This is a genomic window from Selenomonas sp. oral taxon 478 (assembly GCF_001189555.1).
GTDB classification, from domain to species: domain Bacteria; phylum Bacillota; class Negativicutes; order Selenomonadales; family Selenomonadaceae; genus Centipeda; species Centipeda felix.
In genome coordinates this window covers 1,914,519-1,933,261 of the sequence record NZ_CP012071.1, presented here as the reverse complement: position 1 = coordinate 1,933,261, position 18,743 = coordinate 1,914,519, and the positions used below count along the sequence as shown (strand labels likewise).

16 protein-coding genes and 1 other RNA gene are annotated in these 18,743 nt (G+C 56.9%); all 17 read right to left on the bottom strand.

What is annotated here, in order from left to right; genetic code table 11:
* Window positions 1–50: 50 nt before the first annotated feature.
* The 17 genes from ADJ74_RS08965 to rnpB all read right to left on the bottom strand — a co-directional run bounded on the left by ADJ74_RS08965 (window position 51) and on the right by rnpB (window position 18,679).
* Window positions 51–407 carry a YraN family protein gene (locus ADJ74_RS08965; RefSeq protein ID WP_050343623.1) on the bottom strand — a complete coding sequence of 119 codons (357 nt, stop codon included), beginning with the start codon at window positions 405–407 and terminating at the stop codon, window positions 51–53.
* Window positions 404–715: an EscU/YscU/HrcU family type III secretion system export apparatus switch protein gene (locus ADJ74_RS08960; RefSeq protein WP_009442488.1), complete on the bottom strand. Its 312-nt coding sequence runs from the start codon at window positions 713–715 to the stop codon at window positions 404–406. The genes ADJ74_RS08965 and ADJ74_RS08960 overlap by 4 nt, the downstream gene beginning before the upstream one ends.
* A gap of 96 nt (window positions 716–811) precedes the next feature.
* Window positions 812–2,950, bottom strand: a complete 2,139-nt coding sequence (locus tag ADJ74_RS08955; RefSeq protein WP_050343621.1) for a hypothetical protein — start codon at window positions 2,948–2,950, stop codon at window positions 812–814.
* Complete coding sequence (locus ADJ74_RS08950) at window positions 2,940–3,719, bottom strand: ribonuclease HII (protein ID WP_050343619.1); 780 nt, start codon at window positions 3,717–3,719, stop codon at window positions 2,940–2,942. Before ADJ74_RS08950 ends, ADJ74_RS08955 begins: the two co-directional genes overlap by 11 nt.
* A gap of 26 nt (window positions 3,720–3,745) precedes the next feature.
* Window positions 3,746–4,636, bottom strand: coding sequence for a ribosome biogenesis GTPase YlqF (gene ylqF / locus ADJ74_RS08945; RefSeq protein WP_050343617.1), 891 nt, complete (start codon window positions 4,634–4,636; stop codon window positions 3,746–3,748).
* A gap of 61 nt (window positions 4,637–4,697) precedes the next feature.
* Window positions 4,698–5,189, bottom strand: coding sequence for a hypothetical protein (locus tag ADJ74_RS08940; RefSeq protein ID WP_050343615.1), 492 nt, complete (start codon window positions 5,187–5,189; stop codon window positions 4,698–4,700).
* A gap of 237 nt (window positions 5,190–5,426) precedes the next feature.
* Window positions 5,427–7,874 carry a DNA internalization-related competence protein ComEC/Rec2 gene (locus ADJ74_RS08935; RefSeq protein WP_050343613.1) on the bottom strand — a complete coding sequence of 816 codons (2,448 nt, stop codon included), beginning with the start codon at window positions 7,872–7,874 and terminating at the stop codon, window positions 5,427–5,429.
* Window positions 7,871–8,437 (bottom strand): helix-hairpin-helix domain-containing protein, encoded by a 567-nt coding sequence (locus tag ADJ74_RS08930; protein WP_050343611.1) that lies wholly within the window; start codon window positions 8,435–8,437, stop codon window positions 7,871–7,873. The genes ADJ74_RS08935 and ADJ74_RS08930 overlap by 4 nt, the downstream gene beginning before the upstream one ends.
* A gap of 26 nt (window positions 8,438–8,463) precedes the next feature.
* Entirely contained in the window at window positions 8,464–9,285 is an 822-nt protein-coding gene (gene speD, locus ADJ74_RS08925; protein WP_009442558.1) for an adenosylmethionine decarboxylase, read from the bottom strand.
* 2 nt (window positions 9,286–9,287) lie between these two features.
* The gene (locus tag ADJ74_RS08920) at window positions 9,288–10,625 is read right to left on the bottom strand and encodes a replication-associated recombination protein A (protein ID WP_050343609.1); all 1,338 of its coding nucleotides are present in this window, start codon (window positions 10,623–10,625) and stop codon (window positions 9,288–9,290) included.
* Between the two features lie 170 nt (window positions 10,626–10,795).
* Complete coding sequence (gene hslU, locus ADJ74_RS08915; protein WP_009442560.1) at window positions 10,796–12,193, bottom strand: ATP-dependent protease ATPase subunit HslU; 1,398 nt, start codon at window positions 12,191–12,193, stop codon at window positions 10,796–10,798.
* The gene (hslV, locus tag ADJ74_RS08910) at window positions 12,190–12,729 is read right to left on the bottom strand and encodes an ATP-dependent protease subunit HslV (RefSeq protein ID WP_050343607.1); all 540 of its coding nucleotides are present in this window, start codon (window positions 12,727–12,729) and stop codon (window positions 12,190–12,192) included. Before hslV ends, hslU begins: the two co-directional genes overlap by 4 nt.
* Window positions 12,726–14,048: a methylenetetrahydrofolate--tRNA-(uracil(54)-C(5))-methyltransferase (FADH(2)-oxidizing) TrmFO gene (gene trmFO / locus ADJ74_RS08905; protein WP_050343605.1), complete on the bottom strand. Its 1,323-nt coding sequence runs from the start codon at window positions 14,046–14,048 to the stop codon at window positions 12,726–12,728. The genes hslV and trmFO overlap by 4 nt, the downstream gene beginning before the upstream one ends.
* Complete coding sequence (gene topA / locus ADJ74_RS08900; RefSeq protein ID WP_172664526.1) at window positions 14,045–16,375, bottom strand: type I DNA topoisomerase; 2,331 nt, start codon at window positions 16,373–16,375, stop codon at window positions 14,045–14,047. The genes trmFO and topA overlap by 4 nt, the downstream gene beginning before the upstream one ends.
* On the bottom strand, window positions 16,338–17,429 hold the full coding sequence (dprA, locus tag ADJ74_RS08895) for a DNA-processing protein DprA (RefSeq protein ID WP_009442564.1): 1,092 nt from the start codon (window positions 17,427–17,429) through the stop codon (window positions 16,338–16,340). Before dprA ends, topA begins: the two co-directional genes overlap by 38 nt.
* A 192-nt stretch (window positions 17,430–17,621) precedes the next feature.
* A complete protein-coding gene (locus ADJ74_RS08890) occupies window positions 17,622–18,284 on the bottom strand; it encodes a C40 family peptidase (protein WP_009442565.1) in 663 nt (220 codons plus the stop codon).
* 36 nt (window positions 18,285–18,320) lie between these two features.
* Window positions 18,321–18,679, bottom strand: an RNA gene (gene rnpB, locus ADJ74_RS10645) — RNase P RNA component class A.
* Between the last annotated feature and the right edge of the window lie 64 nt (window positions 18,680–18,743).

The window sequence follows — 18,743 nt, the reverse complement described above, 5'->3', positions numbered from 1 at the left end:
AAAAGAAAAGATGCAGGACATGAACCGCACCTGCATCCTTTGTATCCGCCTCACACCTCAAAAGCCCCCTTGAGGTGATGAATCCCCCACTCGTTTCCCGCGGCATAGACCTCAACGATGTCAAAACGGCAAGGTGTTTGATCCATCTGTTTTTCGCGCAGATACCACATCGCCGTCTGTATAATCCTGCGCTGCTTTCGGTAGTTTACCGCTTCTGCTGGAAGTCCGCAACGGACGCTTCGTCGTGTCTTTACCTCGACAAAGACCAATGTATCACGATCCTTTGCGATCAGATCAATCTCCCCTATCTTTGTGCGATACTTCTGTGCCAGAATTCGATATCCCTGCGCACCGAGATAGCGGGCAGCACAGGACTCTCCTCGATCTCCCAGCACCTTATTGCTCATGGCGATTTCCTGCTCCCCATGTGACGATCAATCCGATAGACATGGGCGAGCACTTCAGCGATCGTACGATAGAGCTCGGGAGGGATCTCGCGGTCAATCTCAAGCGCCATCAGCATATTGACGAGCGATTTGTTCTGATAGACTGGTATGCCGTTTTTGCGTGCCTCCGCCAAAATGCGGTCAGCAACGAGGGAACGGCCTTTTGCCGTCACGCGCGGCGCACGATCCGACTTTGCATCATATTTGATGGCAACAGCACGCGGTTCTTCTTCGCGCTGCTCCTCTTCCCTGTCCGCGTGATCTGGCATATCTCACCATCCTTGTCTTTTCGTCCCGCGATCCCTCAGCAACATTATATGAGGCGATCTCATGATCGTCAATAGGCTATACCATGACTGTCATCATCAGTTCGTGAAGAAACGACGCTCGCCTATCGCGCCGATCTGTATGCCCTCGATCACCAAAGAGGTTCCGTCAGCGGACTCACGTATACTGTCGAGTTCGTTACGGAACTCCCATGCGGCATCTGCATCAGAAAAATAGAGACGCATATCGACATGATTCTCTTCGTAGATGCGATTGATGAGTTCGACAGTGCCGATGTGATCCGTGAGAACACAGATTCTAAGCCACGTCTCTTTCTTGACCTGATCCGTCGCCTCATCCTTGTGGGACTCATCATAGACATGAATGTAGGCGGGATACTCGGTCTCTCCCATAAAGAGCGGCATCACATAGCTCATAGAGCGCTGTCCCGGCTGCGGTGCCGCATTCTCCCCCTCCAGTGAGTGACGCATGGTCAGAGCCAGTGCCGCGACATCCCGCCCCGCACGTCTGTATTGCTCCGCCGTCATCTTGCGCACCTTGACTAGATCGGCCATCTGCATAAAAGCCCATAGGCGCGGAAGATCCGGCATCTGCTGTTCAAACGCCGCTTGGCGGACGGTTCCCGGAATGTTCTGCTGCGTCAGCTGGATGAGTTGCTGGAGCTGCTTCGCATCACCTTCACTCAGTGTCTGCGTGCGTCCGCTGACGAAGTTCTGGAGCAAAAGTGTCTCGCGCTGGCTGAGATTTTCATTTTGCAGGAGCACGCGTGCCATGTCGCGAAGCGTGCTCATCATCTGCGGTACATTCTCCATGGGGCGTGTGATGAACTTCGGAATGAGCGTCGGCGTCTCGGCCGTCTTTACAGCATCTGAGCCCTGCATCGTGGAAGCTGGCGGCTGTGCCGCCGCTGTCTCCGCCCGTCCCGCTTGTGAACGGGCGGCCTGCTCCGTGCTCTGAGGCGTTTGCTTTGCGGCTTCTGCGGTTCCTGTCCGCGCCTCTTCGCCAACGGGCTGACGAGCAGGATTCAGTGTCCCGCCCGTGCCTTCCTGACGCGCGGGTGCACTGCCCTGCGGGAGAGAAGTCTCCTGCTGCACGGCAGTCTTCCCCTGCTGCGCAGCGCTTCCCTGCACCACCTCTGCTCCCTGTCCGCGCTGTGCCTCTGCCGCAGATGGAGAGGGCGCGGCATTGCCTTTCGTGCCGATACCGACTGCGGCAGTATCTGCCTGACGAAGTGCAGGGGCTTCCGTTCCCTTTGCCGATGGTGCAGAGAAGCCCTCCCCCTGTTTTGCCCCCTGTGTAATGTTGTCGGCGGGAAGTTCCTCTGGGGCAGCCGCTGTATCTGATGCAGCTGTGGCAGCAGGCGCAGGATTTTGCATAGCTCCCGCTGCGGGTGCTGTCATGCGTACAGTCTGTCCACTTGCCGGCATCTGCGCCGCGCCCTCTTCTACGGAGAGTGCTGCGCTTCCCTGCTGCGGTGTTGCCTGTGCCTCTCCTGTCTGCACCGGTGACTGCGTCCCTCCCTGCTGCGTCGCCGCTTCCGCGTCACGCGGCATCAGCAGCTGAACCAGCTGATTTAGAAACGTCATGGAGGATGTACCGCCGCCGTTTGCCGCAGCGGGTGCAGTACCTGCACTTGCATTCAGCTGAGAGAGGACGGTCTGTAAATCCTTCGGGAGGAGTTCGGCGTTTCCTGTATCAATCAGCTGAAACGCGGCTTTCGTCAGCATGATCGGCTCAAATGTTCCGCCCGCATCCTTGGCAATGGCACTTTTCAACGCTGCAAGCAGGGTCGCCACGTCGTCGCTGACACGGGGAACTTCGTTTGTCTCCGCCATCGTTCCCATCTGATTCAACATCCGCGCCAGCGTCGTCAGCTGATCCGTCGAAAAGCGCTGACTTGCCGCCGTACTGCCAAGCCCCTGTGCAAGTGTGGACTCAATCGAAAAAGACTGCCGAATGATATTCCGTATGACCTCTTTGAGCTCCTGCGGAATCTGCTCAACATTCGTCTGCTGACGTCCGCTGATTTTGGACAGAACATCCGCCATACGGTCAATCGCAGTCTCAATGGACACGTTGGTACGCTGACTGAATGCCGCTGAGGCATTCTCCTGATCGCCGCGGCCTTGTACTCCTTCGGTCGGGCGTTCCGATGAAATCCGCTGTGGTGCGGAGACGGCAGCCGCTGCTGCAGTTGCATTTGCTTCAATCGGCACAGTATTCACAGCCTTTTCTGTTAGTTATCATCGAGCGAATGGGCTCGAACGTTTTACGATGCAATGGACAGATCCCATAGTTGCGGATCGCGTCGATATGTTCCTGTGTTCCATAGCCCTTGTGCTTAGCAAAGCCATACACCGGATACGCCTCGTCATACGTCAGCATCAGGCGATCTCGTGTCACTTTTGCCAAGATCGACGCCGCCGCGATTGATGCGGATTTGGCATCCCCTTTGACAATCGACTGTGATGCCATTCTCAGATGTGGAAGCGCCACAGCGTCAATCAGAACCTCCTGCGGTGTCGGCAGAAGCGCAGCGACAGCATCATACATCCCTTTACGTGTCGCCTCCAAGATGTTCATTCGGTCAATCGTCTCAGCGTCAATGAGCTCGACATGATAGGAAACAGCATCCGAAACGATTCTTTCGTAAAGCTCTTCCCGCACTTTTTCAGACAGCTTCTTTGAGTCGTTCAGGCGCAGAAGCAGGTACTCCTGCGGCAGAATCACCGCCGCTACTGCGACGGGACCCGCCAGAGGACCACGCCCAGCCTCATCCACACCGGCGACGATACAGTGCCCGCGCTCGGCGGCACAACGCTCATACGCATACATTGCATAGAGACGCGCACGCTCCTGCTGTGTACGTTCGTAACGGCGAAGAATCGCTTGGACGGTTTTTCGCGCGTCACATTTGCAGGTATTGAGGAAATCCTCCGTCACATCTCCGCGACGAAAAACGTCTTCTATCTCTTTTATCGTCATTTTCTCTGATTCCTTCACCGCACTGCTTATACTGATGGGATGCACGGCACTGCATCTAGAGAAATCCGCCCTAGTCTGCCACTCCGAAAATCCGACAAAATTACCTGCTCTGACTTTTCGTAATCAATTTTGCCGCCAGCGCGGAGGCATCCGCGCTTTCGTCCAATGGCATCAAGCAACTCAATCCCCTCAGGCAGAGGTTCATCCAGTCGATAACGCGTACACAACGACTGCGGAGTGTCCTCTCTCAAACGATTCAGGAGAAGCAGCACCACACTTCCTACATCGTAAACATTGTCATTGATTGCCCCTGTAAATGCAAGATGAAGCGCCGCCTGCTGATCCTCAAATTTCGGCCAGAGGATGCCGGGCATATCCAGCAGCTCGAGCTGTGCACCAAGGCGAATCCACTGCTTTGCGCGAGTCACACCGGGACGGTTCTCTACCTTTGTCTTCGTGCCGCCCGACAGCCGATTGATCAGTGACGACTTGCCGACATTCGGAATGCCGAGAATCATACAGCGTGCGGCACGTGGTTTCGCCCCATGCTGCACCAATTTATCCGTTTTCGGCTTTGCGCAGCGCGCAATCGCCTGTACGAGTTCCTTCGTTCCCTTCCCCTTCACGGCGTCCACGGGAACCGCAGAAAGCCCTTCTGCGGCATAATACTTGACCCACGCACGTGTCACATATTCATCCGCAAGATCCGCCTTGTTCAGCACGATGAGGCGCGGCTTCCCGCCCACAATCTCTCGCAGAACAGGATTTGCAGAACTCATCGGAATGCGCGCATCGAGGAGCTCTACCACCACATCCACCGACTTTAGATTCTCCTGAACCAGACGCTCCGCCTTTCGCATGTGCCCCGGGTACCACTGGAGACTTGGTATGTCGATTACGTTGTCATTTTGCATCATATTTTTCATCCTGTCCGCTCTGAACGATCCCACCATTCACAAAAAATGGATTTATTCCGCTCTACTCCAATTCTTCTGCCTTCGCACGGATGGCATAAAACTCCTGAAACACTGCTGGTTCTTCTGTGATGGATTCTTTCATCGCAAGCAGCCTCCTTTTCCCAACGCGCCGATCCAATACGGCAAATATGCGTACGAGCAAGTTTTCGCTCTTGAGGCTCGCTTCGATACATTGCTGCTCAAATTCCGTAAAGGCGCGATAGAATGATCGTTGATCGAACACGCCCAACCGTAAGGCAGTGTCATCCATGAACGCAAATTCTTTTTTCATGCGTTTTTCGTAAGTCTCACCTTGTGGAAAATGAGTTGCTTTCAGCCAATTATTGTAGTAACAGCCCTTGATGATTTCTTTTCCATTGTATCGTATAGCGGCGCGTCCCTCGTGATCCGGGCTCTTGCTATACGATGTCGCATAGTACTGAATATGCCCTCTGAGGCTCAGCGCCAGATAGTCCTTTTCGAGTTTTTTTCGGATTCCGCTCCAGCTTGCCATGTTTTCTTCTCCCAAGAAGCTGACACATCCATCCCGCTCATTTGGCTGGCAGGATGCCCTGTGACAGTGCGGATATTGTCTCTACGTGAATTCTGTCCTCAACTATAGTTTATTCTATCAGCCATTCTGTGAATGCGTCAAGTCTCACTCGGATGTCCTGCGGAAGTACGTTTCCAGTGCTGTGGTAATCCAAAGCAAAATCCCATGAGTGGGCGACAAAAGGGAAACCATAGGATGCTACTTTTCGTTCATTTCACGTATCAGTCGCCCCTCGGCAAAGGTTTCCACCGAGAGATGATGCCCGTCGGTATGAAAGACAATCGCGCCGTCCTCATCCGTTCGGAGCGTTTTTATGTCCATCCGATCATAGCGCTCCACCACGTCGGCATGCGGATGTCCGAAGCTGTTCCCTGCACCGACACAGTAGACGGCATACATGGGATGAACGGCACGAATAAATTCCTCTGAACTGGATGTATGCGAGCCATGATGCGGGATTTTTAGAACGGTTGCAGAGGCATCCGTGCCCGCACTGAGCATCTTCAGCTCATGTTCCCGAACGAGATCGCCCGTAAATAGGAAGGACGCATCACCGTAGCGGATACGGTAGACGTTCGACACCTCGTTGCCCGTCGCATTGTCCGATGGGTCACGTGCCGGTGCATAGATCACCTCCACGGTAACTCCGTCCAGAACAAAGGTCTCCCCCGCCTCCGCCCGGCTGAGTTTCGACAGCAGAGGATTTGCATCGCCGAGGCGCATGCTCATGGCGTAGGCATGGCGTCCCTCATCCGCCGTATAGACGTGTTTTACCGGCAGACGGGAGAGAATCGCCCCCGCGCCTGCCGCATGGTCTTCGTGGGCATGCGAGAGAAAGATGTAGTCCACCTCGCGCACACCGTAGTGGAGAAGATAGGGAACATCGACGCGTGCGCCAACATCAAACGCACCGTCTCGCGTTCCGCCCGTATCAAAGAGCATCGCATGTCCGTGCGGCGTCACAACGAGGGCACAGTCCCCCTGCCCCACATCGATGAAGTGTACGGCCATCTCGCGCGGCATGATCATCCGCCACGCACACACACCGACAAGGAGGGCGAGACACAGCACAGCGACAATATGGCGATATGTTAAGAGACGCGATAGGATCTTCCTGCGCATCTCGGATGGTGCACAGAGGATCAGGATCACCACATAATAGCAGACCGATGGGAAAAGCCCCATCGACGGCAGCCATACCTTGGACAGGGGAAGAGCTGCTAGGGCGCGTGTCAGCTCAAACGATATGCCGAGCAAGACGCTGTCAGCGGCAAAGAGAATGCCGCCGAGGAGCGGCAGGAGATAGGTGACAATACCGGCAAAGAGTCCCATGATGATGATGAGTTCAACGATGGGCACAACGATAAGATTGGCGAGGAGCGCGGAGATCGACACCTGATTGAAATACCATGCCAGTACGGGAAGCACCATGAGTTGCGCGGCAATCGTAATGGAAAAAGCCATAGAAACGAGGCGCGGCAGACGATGCATCTTTCCTGCGAGGACAGGGGCGAGGAAGAGAAGCCCTGCCGTCGCCAAAAAAGACAGCTGAAAACTGATGTGAAAGAGGAGCAGTGGCGACACCATAAGCATGAGCAGCCCTGTCAAAAGGAGCAGATACTTTGCGTCGCGCTCGCGCCCGAGCACCAGTCCGATAAAGGCGGCCCCGCCCATGATGCCGGAGCGTACGGCAGGCGGTACCATACCCGCCAACAGAACATAGAAAAAAATCGCAGAAAGTACAGCAGCGGCACTGAGCCCTCGCGGCAGACGCAGGATCACAGCAATCCACGCAATCACGGCGGCAATCAGACTGATATGAGAACCGGACACGGACAGAATGTGAACGATCCCCGTTGTTGTATACGCCTCTAGCAGGGCGGGGTCGATTCCCTCATAGCCGCCGAACAGCATCGCAAAGATTGCCGCCGCATCTGTATGCGGCATGACCGCACGCATGTGCTCAAGATAGTGCGTACGAATCTCTGCCGCGCGGCGCATCCACTGCTCCCATAGAGAGATATCATCACGGGACTCGATGGATACACTCCCCCGATGTGCCGACAGAGAGGCCGTGATCCCCTGCGTGCGGAGGAGGAGCGCCGTGTCTATCTGCCCAGGATTTTGATATCCATGGGGGCGGCGAATCTTCCCCTCTGCCGTGATCCTGTCTCCAATGCGCCCCACATGCGGTGACGTATCCTCCTCCTCCCGTTCATAGAGGAGCAGCTGTCCGCTCGCCGTACGCTCTGCATCGCCTTGCCCCAGAGCGTATACCGCTGCAGTATAGCGAATCTGCCGCGACCCGTCCGTGCGCTCCGTGACGCGCGGCATCTCCGTGATGATCCCAGAGACAACAGTCTCCTCTCCTGCCGCACGAGATATATCCTGCGCCGGCAGCTCATACGCCCCCGCAAATCGAAACATCCCCGCAACGAAAAAAAGCCCCACAAACGCGATCCATGTTCGTTCATGCTGTTTCAGAACGAGGATAACGGAGGCTGAAAAAAAGATCAGGATGGCGGCGATAAGATAGATACGATGCACGGAAAGAGAGATACCGCAGCAGGCACCACAGACAATGCCGAGACAAAACACCGCCAGCAGCCCCATGAGGAAGCGCAGCGGGTGCTGTCCCGTTTTCATAGCGTCACACGATCTTTCAGTTTTTCAAATTTAGCCGCACCAATGCCGCGCACCTTCTTGATATCGTCGATGGACTGAAATGCGCCATTGCTCTCACGATACTCCACGATACGCGCAGACATGGCGGGACCGATGCCGGGCAGCTCCTGCAGCTCCTTCTCGGTCGCCGTGTTGAGATTGATCTTTCCGTCTGCCTGCCTGCCGGGAGATGCCGCCGCTCCCTTTTCTCCTGCATCGCGCAGGCGCATGGGCACACGTATCTGCATTCCATCCTCAAGATGCGCCGCCATATTGATATGGTCAACGTCTGCGGTCTCGATCACACCGCCGGCAGCATTCACCGCATCGGCGACGCGTTTGTCCTCATCCAGCGTGACCAGCCCGGGCTTCTTTACCTCACCCGAGACATAGACGGTAACCTTGCGCAGGGGCTCGACGTGCTCGGTCGTCGCCGCGTCGAGCGCGATGGCATCCTGCTCTCGATAGTAGCCGTAGGTCGCACCGATCAGGACAGCACCAAGCAGCGCCAGGAGAATCAAAAGCGATTTTTTATAGAGCGGCATCCGATCATCTCCCAGCACACAAATACCTAGTACACGTTTCTCCCGCTGAAGATCTCGATCATCTCGCGGCGCAGACTCGTACTGATGAGGAGCCGTGTCTTGGGCGGGATCTCATCGACATCCGTATTGAAGAGGTAGTTTTGGAGCTGCGGCTCCTTGATCAGCATCCGCGTATGGAAAAGGCTTGCCTGATAGAGGTTGATGTCCACGGCATCATACTCATCCAGCGTCTCCTGTTTGATAAACTCCTGGATGGAAGTCATCTTGCTGTCCATAAACAGCTTGCGTCCCTGCAGATCGCGCGTAAAGCCGCGTACACGATAGTCCATCGTGATGATGTCCGAGTCGAACTGACTGATGAGATAGTCCAGCGTCTGCAGCGGTGTAATCTCTCCGCAGGTCGCGACGTCGATATCCACGCGAAAGGTTGCAATGCTCGTATCGGGATGAAACTCAGGATAGGTATGTACGGTGACGTGGCTCTTGTCTAGATGGGCAAGTATCGTCTCCCCCGTCAGTGCTGTTCCGTTGACGGGCTTCTTGCTTCCCGAGATGACCGCTGCCTCCTCGGCGATGAGCATCGTCACGCTCGCTCCCTGCGGCTCGTAGTCCTGCTTTGCAATATTCAGGATCCGCGCACCGATCATATCGGTCACCTGCGAAAGAATCTTCGTGAGACGGTCGGAGTTGTACTGCTCATCAATGTACTTGATGTAATCCCGCTGCTCACGCGCCGACTTCGCATAGCAAATATCATAAATATTGAAACTCAGCGCCTTCGTCAGGTTGTTAAACCCGTACAGTTTCAGCTTCCCATCCAACGCAGGAGCTCCTTCCTCGTCATACATATTTATCCATTATTCTTCTTGGGGGCATGCTCTGCCTTCCACGCCTTGATCCACTCCAGCCGCTCCCGAAAACGGCTCTCCATTCCCTGATCCGTCGGCTGATAGTACGCGCGTCCCACCAACGCGTCCGGAAGACACTGCATATTGGTGATGTGCTCCTCTGCATCATGCGCATACTGATAGCCCTTGCCATAATCCAGATCCTTCATCAGCCGCGTCGGTGCATTCCGTATCACCAGTGGGACGGGCTCGGCGAGCATCGTGCGGGCATCGGCCGCCGCCGCGAGATATGCCGTCTCCATGGCGTTCGATTTCGGTGCGAGCGAAAGATAGACGACAACCTGCGTCAGATGGACGTTGCACTCGGGATACCCGATGTAGTGACAGGCCTGATAGGCGGCGACGGCAAGCTCCAGCGCACGCGGGTCGGCAAGTCCGACATCCTCTGCGGCAAAACGCGTCACACGCCGTGCCACATAGAGCGGGTCCTCCCCCGCCTCCAGCATCCGCGCGAGCCAATAAACTGCCGCATCCGGGTCTGAGTTTCGCATGGACTTGTGAAGCGCCGAGATGAGATTATAGTGCTCCTCGCCGTTCTTGTCATAGAGCAGGGATTTTCGCGTAATGCACTGTGCGAGATTCTCCTCCGTGATGTATAGCTCGCCATCCCGCTCATCCGCATTGAGGACGAGCATCTCGAGCGTCGAGAGCGCACTGCGTGCATCACCGTTGGCAAAGGCGGCGACGGCAGTGATCCCATCATCGGACAGATGGATGTGCATCTGCGACAGCTCTCTGTCCGTTGCAATCGCATGGCGGAGGAGGCGTTCGATGTCGGCCTCCGTCAGCCCCTGCAGGACAAAGACACGACAGCGCGAGAGCAGAGCGTTGTTGATCTCAAAGGAGGGATTTTCCGTCGTCGCGCCGATGAGGACAATGCTTCCCTTCTCCACAAACGGCAGAAACGCATCCTGCTGTGCCTTGTTAAAGCGATGAATCTCATCGACAAAGACAACGATGCGCTCCCCGTACATACGGCGCCGATCCGCCTCCTGCATCACCGTGCGGATCTCCTTGATCCCGCTCGTCACGGCAGAGAACGTGATGAACTCCGCCTTCGTACGCGCGGCGATGATCTGCGCCAGCGTTGTCTTGCCGACGCCGGGCGGTCCCCAGAAAATCATCGAGGTGATGCGGTCACTCTCAATGAGGCGGCGCAGTATCTTCCCCTGCCCCAGAAGATGCTGCTGCCCGACAAAGTCGTCAAGCGTGCGTGGACGAACGCGCTCCGCGAGCGGCTGATATGCCGCCCGTGCAAAGAGCCCCCCCTGTTCGTCCATAGCCGCACCCCCTGCACAGATTCTTTCACTCTGAATTATCTCATAAAATGCACACTTAGGCAATAGAAAAAACGGCTTGGACTCATCCAAACCGTTCTTATCGGAAGCACGGATAAAGTGAAGTCCGTCAATCGTGATGGCGTGGCTGAGTTTATCCGTGCTTCCTGTTGTCAGAGAATAAATCGCGATACGTCGTGGTCGCCGGCGATGTCCGCGAGACAACGGTCAACATACGCTGCGTCGATAACGACCTCCTTCTCCGTGAGATCGGGCGCGTCAAAGGAAAGCTCCTCCAAGAGTTTTTCGAGCAGCGTGTAGAGGCGTCGTGCGCCGATGTCTTCCGTCTGCTCATTGACGGTCTCCGCCAGCTGCGCAAGGCGGCTGACGGCATCATCTGCAAAGCGCAGAGAGACGCCCTCCACGCCGAGCAGCGCACTGTACTGCTTGATGAGTGCGTTGCGTGGCTCGGTGAGGATGCGCTCGAAGTCCTCCTTGACGAGCGACTTCAGCTCGACGCGAATCGGAAAACGCCCCTGCAGCTCGGGAATGAGGTCCGACGGCTTCGCCGTATGAAATGCCCCTGCCGCGATGAAGAGGACATGATCGGTCTTGACAGGGCCATACTTCGTAACAACCGTAGAGCCCTCCACAATCGGCAGGATGTCGCGCTGAACGCCCTCACGCGAGATGTCGGCGCCCGCACTGCGTCCATTGCTCACGGCGACCTTATCAATCTCATCGAGGAAGACGATGCCGCTGTACTCGGCAGCGCGCACTGCCTCCTCGGCGACAACATCCATATCGACGAGTTTGTCCGCCTCCTCGGCCGCGAAGATCTTGCGCGCCTGTGCGACTGTCACCTTGCGCTTGTGACGGTTTTTCGGCACGAGTTTCCCGATCATGGACTGGAGGTTGTCGCTCATCCCCTCCAAGGAGGAGCCGGCAAACATATTGCCCATCGGGCGCGCGGATTCCTCCACCTCGACTTCGATGACATCATTTTCGAGCTCACCGGAGCGCAGCCGCTTGCGCATCCACTCACGTCCCGCCTGATACTTCGGCGGCTCTTCCTTTTTCTCCTCCGGCTCATCCTCCTGCGAGGAGAACAGGCTGCCGAGCGGATTCGTCGATTTCTTCGGCGGCGGAACAAAGACATCGATGAGGCGCTCCTCTGCGTTCTCCTTTGCCTTGTCCTCCACTTCCTCAATCTTCTGCTGACGCACCATCCGCACGGAGGTCTCGACGAGATCGCGCACAATGGACTCCACGTCGCGTCCGACGTAGCCGACCTCGGTGAACTTGGTCGCCTCCACCTTCAGAAAGGGCGCACGCACGAGGCGCGCCAGACGGCGGGCAATCTCCGTCTTGCCGACGCCGGTCGAGCCGATCATGAGGATGTTCTTCGGAATAATGTCCTCGCGCATATCCGCATCGAGCTGACGGCTCCGCCAGCGGTTGCGCAGAGCGATCGCGACCGAGCGCTTCGCCTCGTGCTGACCGACAATATACTTGTCGAGCTCGGCGACGATCTCGCGCGGCGTCTGTTCGTTGACTCCGATCTGACTCATGATTCCAGTACCTCCACCGTGATGTGATGATTCGTATAGACGCAGATATCCGCAGCAATCGAGAGAGACTCCTTTGCTATTTCGGGTGCATCCAGCGCCGAATGCGCCACGAGCGCACGTGCCGCCGCGAGGGCAAAGAACCCGCCCGAGCCAATCGCCGTGCAGTCACCATCCGGCTCAATGACCTCGCCGTTGCCGGAGATCATGAGGATGCTGTCCTGATCCGCAACGAGGAGAAGTGCCTCCAGTTTGCGCAGTACCTTGTCCGTACGCCAGTCCTTCGCCAGCTCCACGGCAGCGCGTTGGAGATTGCCGCTGTACGACTCCAGCTTGACCTCGAACTTTTCAAAAAGAGTAAACGCGTCTGCGACCGAGCCCGCGAATCCCGCAAGGATTTTCCCATGATAGAGACGCCGCACCTTGCGCGCGTTCGCCTTCATGATCGCACGCTCGCCGAAGGTCACCTGACCGTCGCCCGCGATGGCAACCTTTCCATCCTTTTTGACCGCCACAATGGTTGTTGCATGAAATGTCACAGTGTCTCTCCTTCCAGAAAATGCTCCAAGTCCTCCAATGCACGCTCTGCCAGCATCTTCTTTTTCTCCGGCTTGCGCGTGCGGCGCGGCAAATCCGCGAGCGGCGGCAGCAGCCCGAAGTTGATGTTCATGGGTTGAAAGTGTTCTGGATCACAGGTCGTGATATAGTGTGTGAGTGCGCCGTGGCAGGTGCTGGCGGGAAATACGACAGGTGATTCCCCCCGTGCCAGCCGCGCGGCATTTTTCCCCGCGACAAGCCCCGAGGCGGCGGACTCGACATAGCCCTCCACACCGGTCATCTGCCCCGCAAACAGCAGACGATCATCTCCCGTATACTGGAACGTCGGACGCAGATGCCGCGGTGCACTGATAAAGCTGTTGCGGTGCATCACACCGTAGCGGAGGAACTCCGCCGCTGCCAGCCCCGGAATCATCTGAAAAACACGCCGTTGCTCCGGCCACTTGAGATGGGTCTGGAATCCGACGATGTTGTAGATCGATCCCGCTGCGTTGTCCTGCCGCAGCTGCACCACAGCGTATGGACGCTCCCCCGTCACGGGATGCTCAAGGCCGACGGGCTTCAGCGGACCGTAGAGGAGTGTATCGCGCCCGCGCGCTGCCATGACCTCGACCGGCATGCAGCCCTCGAAGAAAATTGCTTTTTCAAAATCATGTGTCTCTGCCGCCTCCGCCGTCGTCAGTGCCTGCCAGAAGGCATCGTATTCCGCTTCATTCATGGGGCAGTTGATATAGGCGGGCTCGCCCTTCCCATAGCGCGAGGCGCGGTACGCCACATTCATATCAATGCTGGAGAAGCTGACAAGCGGTGCCGCTGCATCATAGAAATATAGCCCATCATCGCCAAGCAGGCGACGTATCGCCTCCGCAAGCTGCCCATCGGTCAGTGGTCCGGAGGCGACGATGAGGACGCTGTCATCCGTGGAGGGCAGCTCCGTGATCTCCTCGTGATGCACATGGATCAGTGGATGCTGCACAATGCGTTCCGTCACATAGGCGCTGAACGCCTCGCGATCCACCGCCAGTGCGCCGCCGGCAGGAACAGCCGTATGATCTGCCGCCTGCATGATGATGGAGTTCATGCGGCGCATCTCCTCTTTGAGCACGCCGACGGCATTCATCAGCCCCGCCGCCCGCAGGGAGTTGCTGCAGACGAGTTCCGCAAAGGCATCCGTCTTATGTGCCGGCGAACGGCGCAGCGGACGCATCTCAAAAAGCTCCACGGCAATTCCTGCTTCAGCCGCCTGCCATGCTGCCTCGGCACCAGCAAGTCCGGCCCCGATGATGCGTACGCCGCTCACGAGCGTGTCCCCTTACGCGCACTTGTCTTTCGTTTCGTTGCCGGCTCCTTTGCCGCAGCATCAGTCTCCTTCGTCTTTTCAAGGGCTTCCTGTGCACGCTTTTTCTGGCGCGCCAGTTCCTTTTCGATGGGGCTGCCGATACGCGAAGGGCATGCCCCGTTGCTGCAGTAGAGAATGGCGCGCCCCGTACGGTAGCGATGCTTCTGCATAAAGGCACCGCAGGTCTTGCAGGTCTCCTTCTGGGGCTCATCCCACGTTGTATAGTCACATTCGGGATAGCGGTCGCATCCGAAGAACGCGCGCCCGCGTCGACTCTTTCGCTCGACGATCCGCCCGCCGCACTTGGGACACGCGACACCCGTGTCGCGCAGGAGCGGCTTTGCGTTGCGGCACTCAGGGAAGCCGGGACACGCAAGGAACTTGCCAAAACGCCCCTGTTTGACGACCATCATGCGGCCACACTTATCGCAGGGGATATCGGTGACCTCCTCGGGGAGTTCCACCGTACCGATGGCATCCTCCGCCTTTTTTAGCGTCTGTTCAAACGGTTTGTAAAAGCTGCCGAGCAGCTCATTCTTGTCGAGCGTCCCATCGGCGACACCGTCGAGTTCTCCCTCCAGATTCGCCGTGAACTTGACATCGACAATGTTCTTGAAATGCTCCTCGAGCATATCCGTGACGATAAAGCCCAGCTCCGTCGGACGGAACTGCTTTTCCCGCCGCTCCACGTAGCCGCGCTTCTGGATGGTCTCGATGATGGGCGCGTACGTGCTCGGACGCCCAATCCCCAGTTCCTCGAGTGTCTTGACGATCGACGCGTCGTTATAGCGCGGCGGCGGCTCGGTAAAGTGCTGCTCGGGATTCAACGCCCCCAGCGTCAGGGGATCACCATCCACGAGGTCGGGCAGGAGCGTGTCCTTCTCCTTCTTTGCTGTTTCCGCCCCAACGTAGACAGCGGTATATCCCTTGAACTTCAGCTTTGAGCCATGCGCGCGGAGGCGATAGTCCCCTGCCGCAATCTGTGCCGCGATGGTGTTGTAGACGGCGGCAGACATCTGACTGGCGGCAAACCGCTGCCAGATTAGCGTATAGAGACGGAGCTGATCGCGGTTCAGATAGTTCTCCACCTCTGCGGGCGTGCGCAGGATACTTGTCGGACGGATTGCCTCATGTGCGTCCTGCGCCTTCTTCCCCATCGCGTAGACATTGGGACGAGACGGAACATACTCCTTCCCGTACTCCTCACTGAGAAAACTGCGTGCCTCATCCACGGCAAGATTTGAAATGCGCGTCGAGTCGGTACGCATATAGGTGATGAGACCGGTCGCACCGTGACGCCCCAGAACAACGCCCTCATAGAGCTGCTGGGCGATCATCATCGTGCGTCCCGACGTAAATCCAAGCTTACGCGCCGCATCCTGCTGCAGAGAACTGGTCGTAAAGGGCGGCGCAGCTTTCTTCCTGCGTTCACTCCGCTTGACCTCCTGCACGGAAAATTTCTGCTGTGCCAGATCATCCGTCAGTGCCTTCGTCTCTGCCTCGCTGTGTAGGGCGAGTTTCTTGCCGTGTGCATGTGTCACCTCGGCGATAAAGGCATGTTTATCCTTTTTCAGCTTCGCCTCGACGGTCCAGTACTCCTCGGACTGAAAGGCCTCGATCTCGCGCTCACGGTCGCAGATCAGGCGTACCGTGACCGACTGGACACGTCCGGCAGAAAGCCCCTTGCGCACCTTGCGCCAGAGGAGCGGTGACAGCTGATAGCCGACGATGCGGTCCAGCATCCGTCGTGCCTGCTGAGCATCGACCTGCGCCATGTGAATGGGACGCGGATGATGCACAGCCTCCTCAATCGCAGGCTTCGTGATCTCGTGAAAGACGATGCGGCAGTCCGTCGCAGGATCAACGCCGAGAATGTGCGCCAAATGCCAAGCGATTGCTTCCCCCTCGCGGTCAGGATCGCTTGCCAGATAGATTTTATCGGCGTCCTTTGCCTCTTTTTTGAGCGCGCGGATCAGGCCCCCCTTACCGCGCACATTGATGTATTTCGGCTCAAAGTTATGTTCCACATCAATGCCGAACTGACTTTTCGGCAGATCGCGCAGATGTCCCATCGACGCACGAACGGTATACTGTTTGCCGAGGTGCCGCTCGATGGTCTTTGCCTTTGCAGGAGACTCCACAATCACCAGTATTTTTTTCTGTGGTTTTTTTCCTGCCGTTTTCGCTGTCTTCGTTTTCTTCGCTGTGCCGGCTTTCGCCTTGCGGGCAGATGCTTGCGTCGCCAATCCGTCAGTTCCTTTCGGCACGCCGATAGGCGTGCATTTCATTCTCTATGATAACGCCCTTCAGCTGCATTTGCAGGAGAAGGAGCGGGAGGCTCGTTGTCGTGCTCACGGGCAGACTGTCGATGATTTCATCCATGGTCAGCGCATGATCGAAGGAGAGCACCTGATAGACGTGTGCCTCATCCGGCGTCAGCTGTGCACGCGCAGAGCGGCGCGGCTGTGCCACGAGGTGCATCTCCTCGAGAATTTCACGTGGAGATTCCACAAGACGCGCCCCTGCACGGATGAGGTTATGGCAGCCGCCGCTCTGCGGCGAATAGATGCTGCCGGGAATCGCATAGACTTCACGACCCTCGCTGAGTGCCATCTCAGCAGTGATCAGAGAGCCGCTGCGCCGTGCCGCCTCAACGACAAGCACCCCCTCCGCAAGTCCGCTGATGATGCGGTTGCGTGCAGGGAAGAACATGGGCAGTGGCTGTGTCCCGGGGGCATACTCGGAAAGGACTGCTCCGTCCGCCGCGACGATCTCCGTCAACAGACGGCGGTTCTCGGGCGGATAGGCAATATCTACGCCACAGCCAAGAACCGCAACCGTTCGTCCACCGCGCAGTGCACCGCGATGCGCGCGCGTGTCGATCCCACGCGCCGCACCGCTGACAACGGTGACTCCCGCCGCCGCGAGATGCTCCGCAAACTCGAGCGCGGCAGCCTCCCCATAGCCTGAGAATTTACGCGCACCGACGATGCCAATGCGCCGTGCATCGGGCAGAAGTGTGCCGCGATAGTAGAGCACGAGCGGTGGGTCAAAGATCTCGCGCAGAACGAGCGGATAACATTCATCCTCCATCGTCACCATCGACACATCAGCGCGTCGGCAGTCCTCCGCAATGCGTTCCGGCAGATTAGGATCCCCCTGTATGTGCCGCGCAAGTGCGTCGGCAGCGGCATCCGTGAGCACTCCTGTCGCACGCAGTTCCGCGGCAGTCATCGACCATATGTCCTTTGCCGCAGGACATACGCTTTGCAGCCGCTGCATACGAACGCTGCCCACCTGCGGACAGCGCAGAAGCGCCGCCAGATACCACCGATCTTCCACCTTCTACACGCTCCTCATCTTACCTAAATTTAGGAAAGAATGCAACTATCTTCTATATTATTATCGTGGAAACAGCTCATCGCCAAAGACATAGTAGACCATCAGAAAGATAAGCAGAAGTAAGAAAATATCCGCCATCCGAACCGCTCCTATCAAAAAAGAGGGGCTGAGCCCCTCTCAGATTCTGCATCATCACATCACGCGACGTGCACCGATATAGCATGCGCCCCAATAGCCGCCGTACAGGTTATCAATTGCGACTCCACGGCTCGACGAGGCATTGATGAAGTTGCCATCACCGAGGTAGATGCCGACGTGCGACGGACCATAGTCATACGTGGAGAAAAAGACGAGATCGCCGGGAACCATCTCTGCTGACGAGACTGGATAGCCGACCTCATACTGCGCATCTGCCGTACGCGGGAGATAGATCCCTGCATTGGCAAAGACGTAGCGGACAAAGCCGGAGCAGTCGAACCCTGCCGGTGTCGTTCCGCCGAACGAATACGGCACACCGAGGTACTGCATGGAGTCCGAAACAATGCGGCGCACGAAATAGTTCGAGCCGCGGCTAACCTGCGGCATCGCCTTTCCGAGAAGAGCCTCATAGGTTGACGGTCCCACAAGACCATCCACAGCAAGGCCGTGTGCTGCTTGGAACTCCTTGACTGCCTCCGCCGTTGCCGGGCCGAAATCACCATCAGCGGCAACATCATAACCATAATTAGAAAGCTGACCTTGAATCTCGGCAACATCCGTTCCCTGATCACCGATCTGGAATGACTCTGCGCTCGCGATTGATGCGGAGCAGAGAAGCATAGCGGATAACGCAAGAATCTTGATTTTCTTTCGCAAGCAAACACTTCCTTCCACAAGTGCACAATTACATTGGCTACGAGAAACCAATAAGCCGAGTTCTGTTCCGCCCCCAAAAAGGCGGTGACAATCATTTATCTGGGACACCTGTTGCCAGGCATCTCAAGCGACACTACCCGGAAGGCCGACGGGCCGCCGGAAATCCTTCCCTATTTGGTCTTGCTCCATGTGGGGTTTACCGAAGCCGGCCGGTCACCCGACCGCTGGTGCGCTCTTACCGCACCTTTCCACCCTTACCGACAATGTCGGCGGTTTAAATTTCTATGGCACTGTCCCTGAGGTCACCCTCGCTGGACGTTATCCAGCACACTGCCCTATGGAGCTCGGACTTTCCTCATCTGCTGAAACGCAGACGCGATTGTCTTGGTCTCTCATACCAACGGGGAGATTATACCACATCTGGGGGAGAGGTGTCAAAAACGCCCCAACGCCTTGTAG

Bases quoted from the DNA above. Each gene is read 5' to 3' on its own strand.
- speD (WP_009442558.1), bottom strand. From the start codon at position 9,285: ATGTATGACGAGGAAGGAGCTCCTGCGTTGGATGGGAAGCTGAAACTG.
- ADJ74_RS08940 (WP_050343615.1), bottom strand. From the start codon at position 5,189: ATGGCAAGCTGGAGCGGAATCCGAAAAAAACTCGAAAAGGACTATCTG.
- hslU (WP_009442560.1), bottom strand. From the start codon at position 12,193: ATGAGTCAGATCGGAGTCAACGAACAGACGCCGCGCGAGATCGTCGCC.
- ADJ74_RS08935 (WP_050343613.1), bottom strand. From the start codon at position 7,874: ATGAAAACGGGACAGCACCCGCTGCGCTTCCTCATGGGGCTGCTGGCG.
- ADJ74_RS08965 (WP_050343623.1), bottom strand. From the start codon at position 407: ATGAGCAATAAGGTGCTGGGAGATCGAGGAGAGTCCTGTGCTGCCCGC.
- ylqF (WP_050343617.1), bottom strand. From the start codon at position 4,636: ATGATGCAAAATGACAACGTAATCGACATACCAAGTCTCCAGTGGTAC.
- ADJ74_RS08930 (WP_050343611.1), bottom strand. From the start codon at position 8,437: ATGCCGCTCTATAAAAAATCGCTTTTGATTCTCCTGGCGCTGCTTGGT.
- ADJ74_RS08960 (WP_009442488.1), bottom strand. From the start codon at position 715: ATGCCAGATCACGCGGACAGGGAAGAGGAGCAGCGCGAAGAAGAACCG.
- ADJ74_RS08920 (WP_050343609.1), bottom strand. From the start codon at position 10,625: ATGGACGAACAGGGGGGGCTCTTTGCACGGGCGGCATATCAGCCGCTC.
- topA (WP_172664526.1), bottom strand. From the start codon at position 16,375: ATGAAATGCACGCCTATCGGCGTGCCGAAAGGAACTGACGGATTGGCG.
- ADJ74_RS08950 (WP_050343619.1), bottom strand. From the start codon at position 3,719: ATGACGATAAAAGAGATAGAAGACGTTTTTCGTCGCGGAGATGTGACG.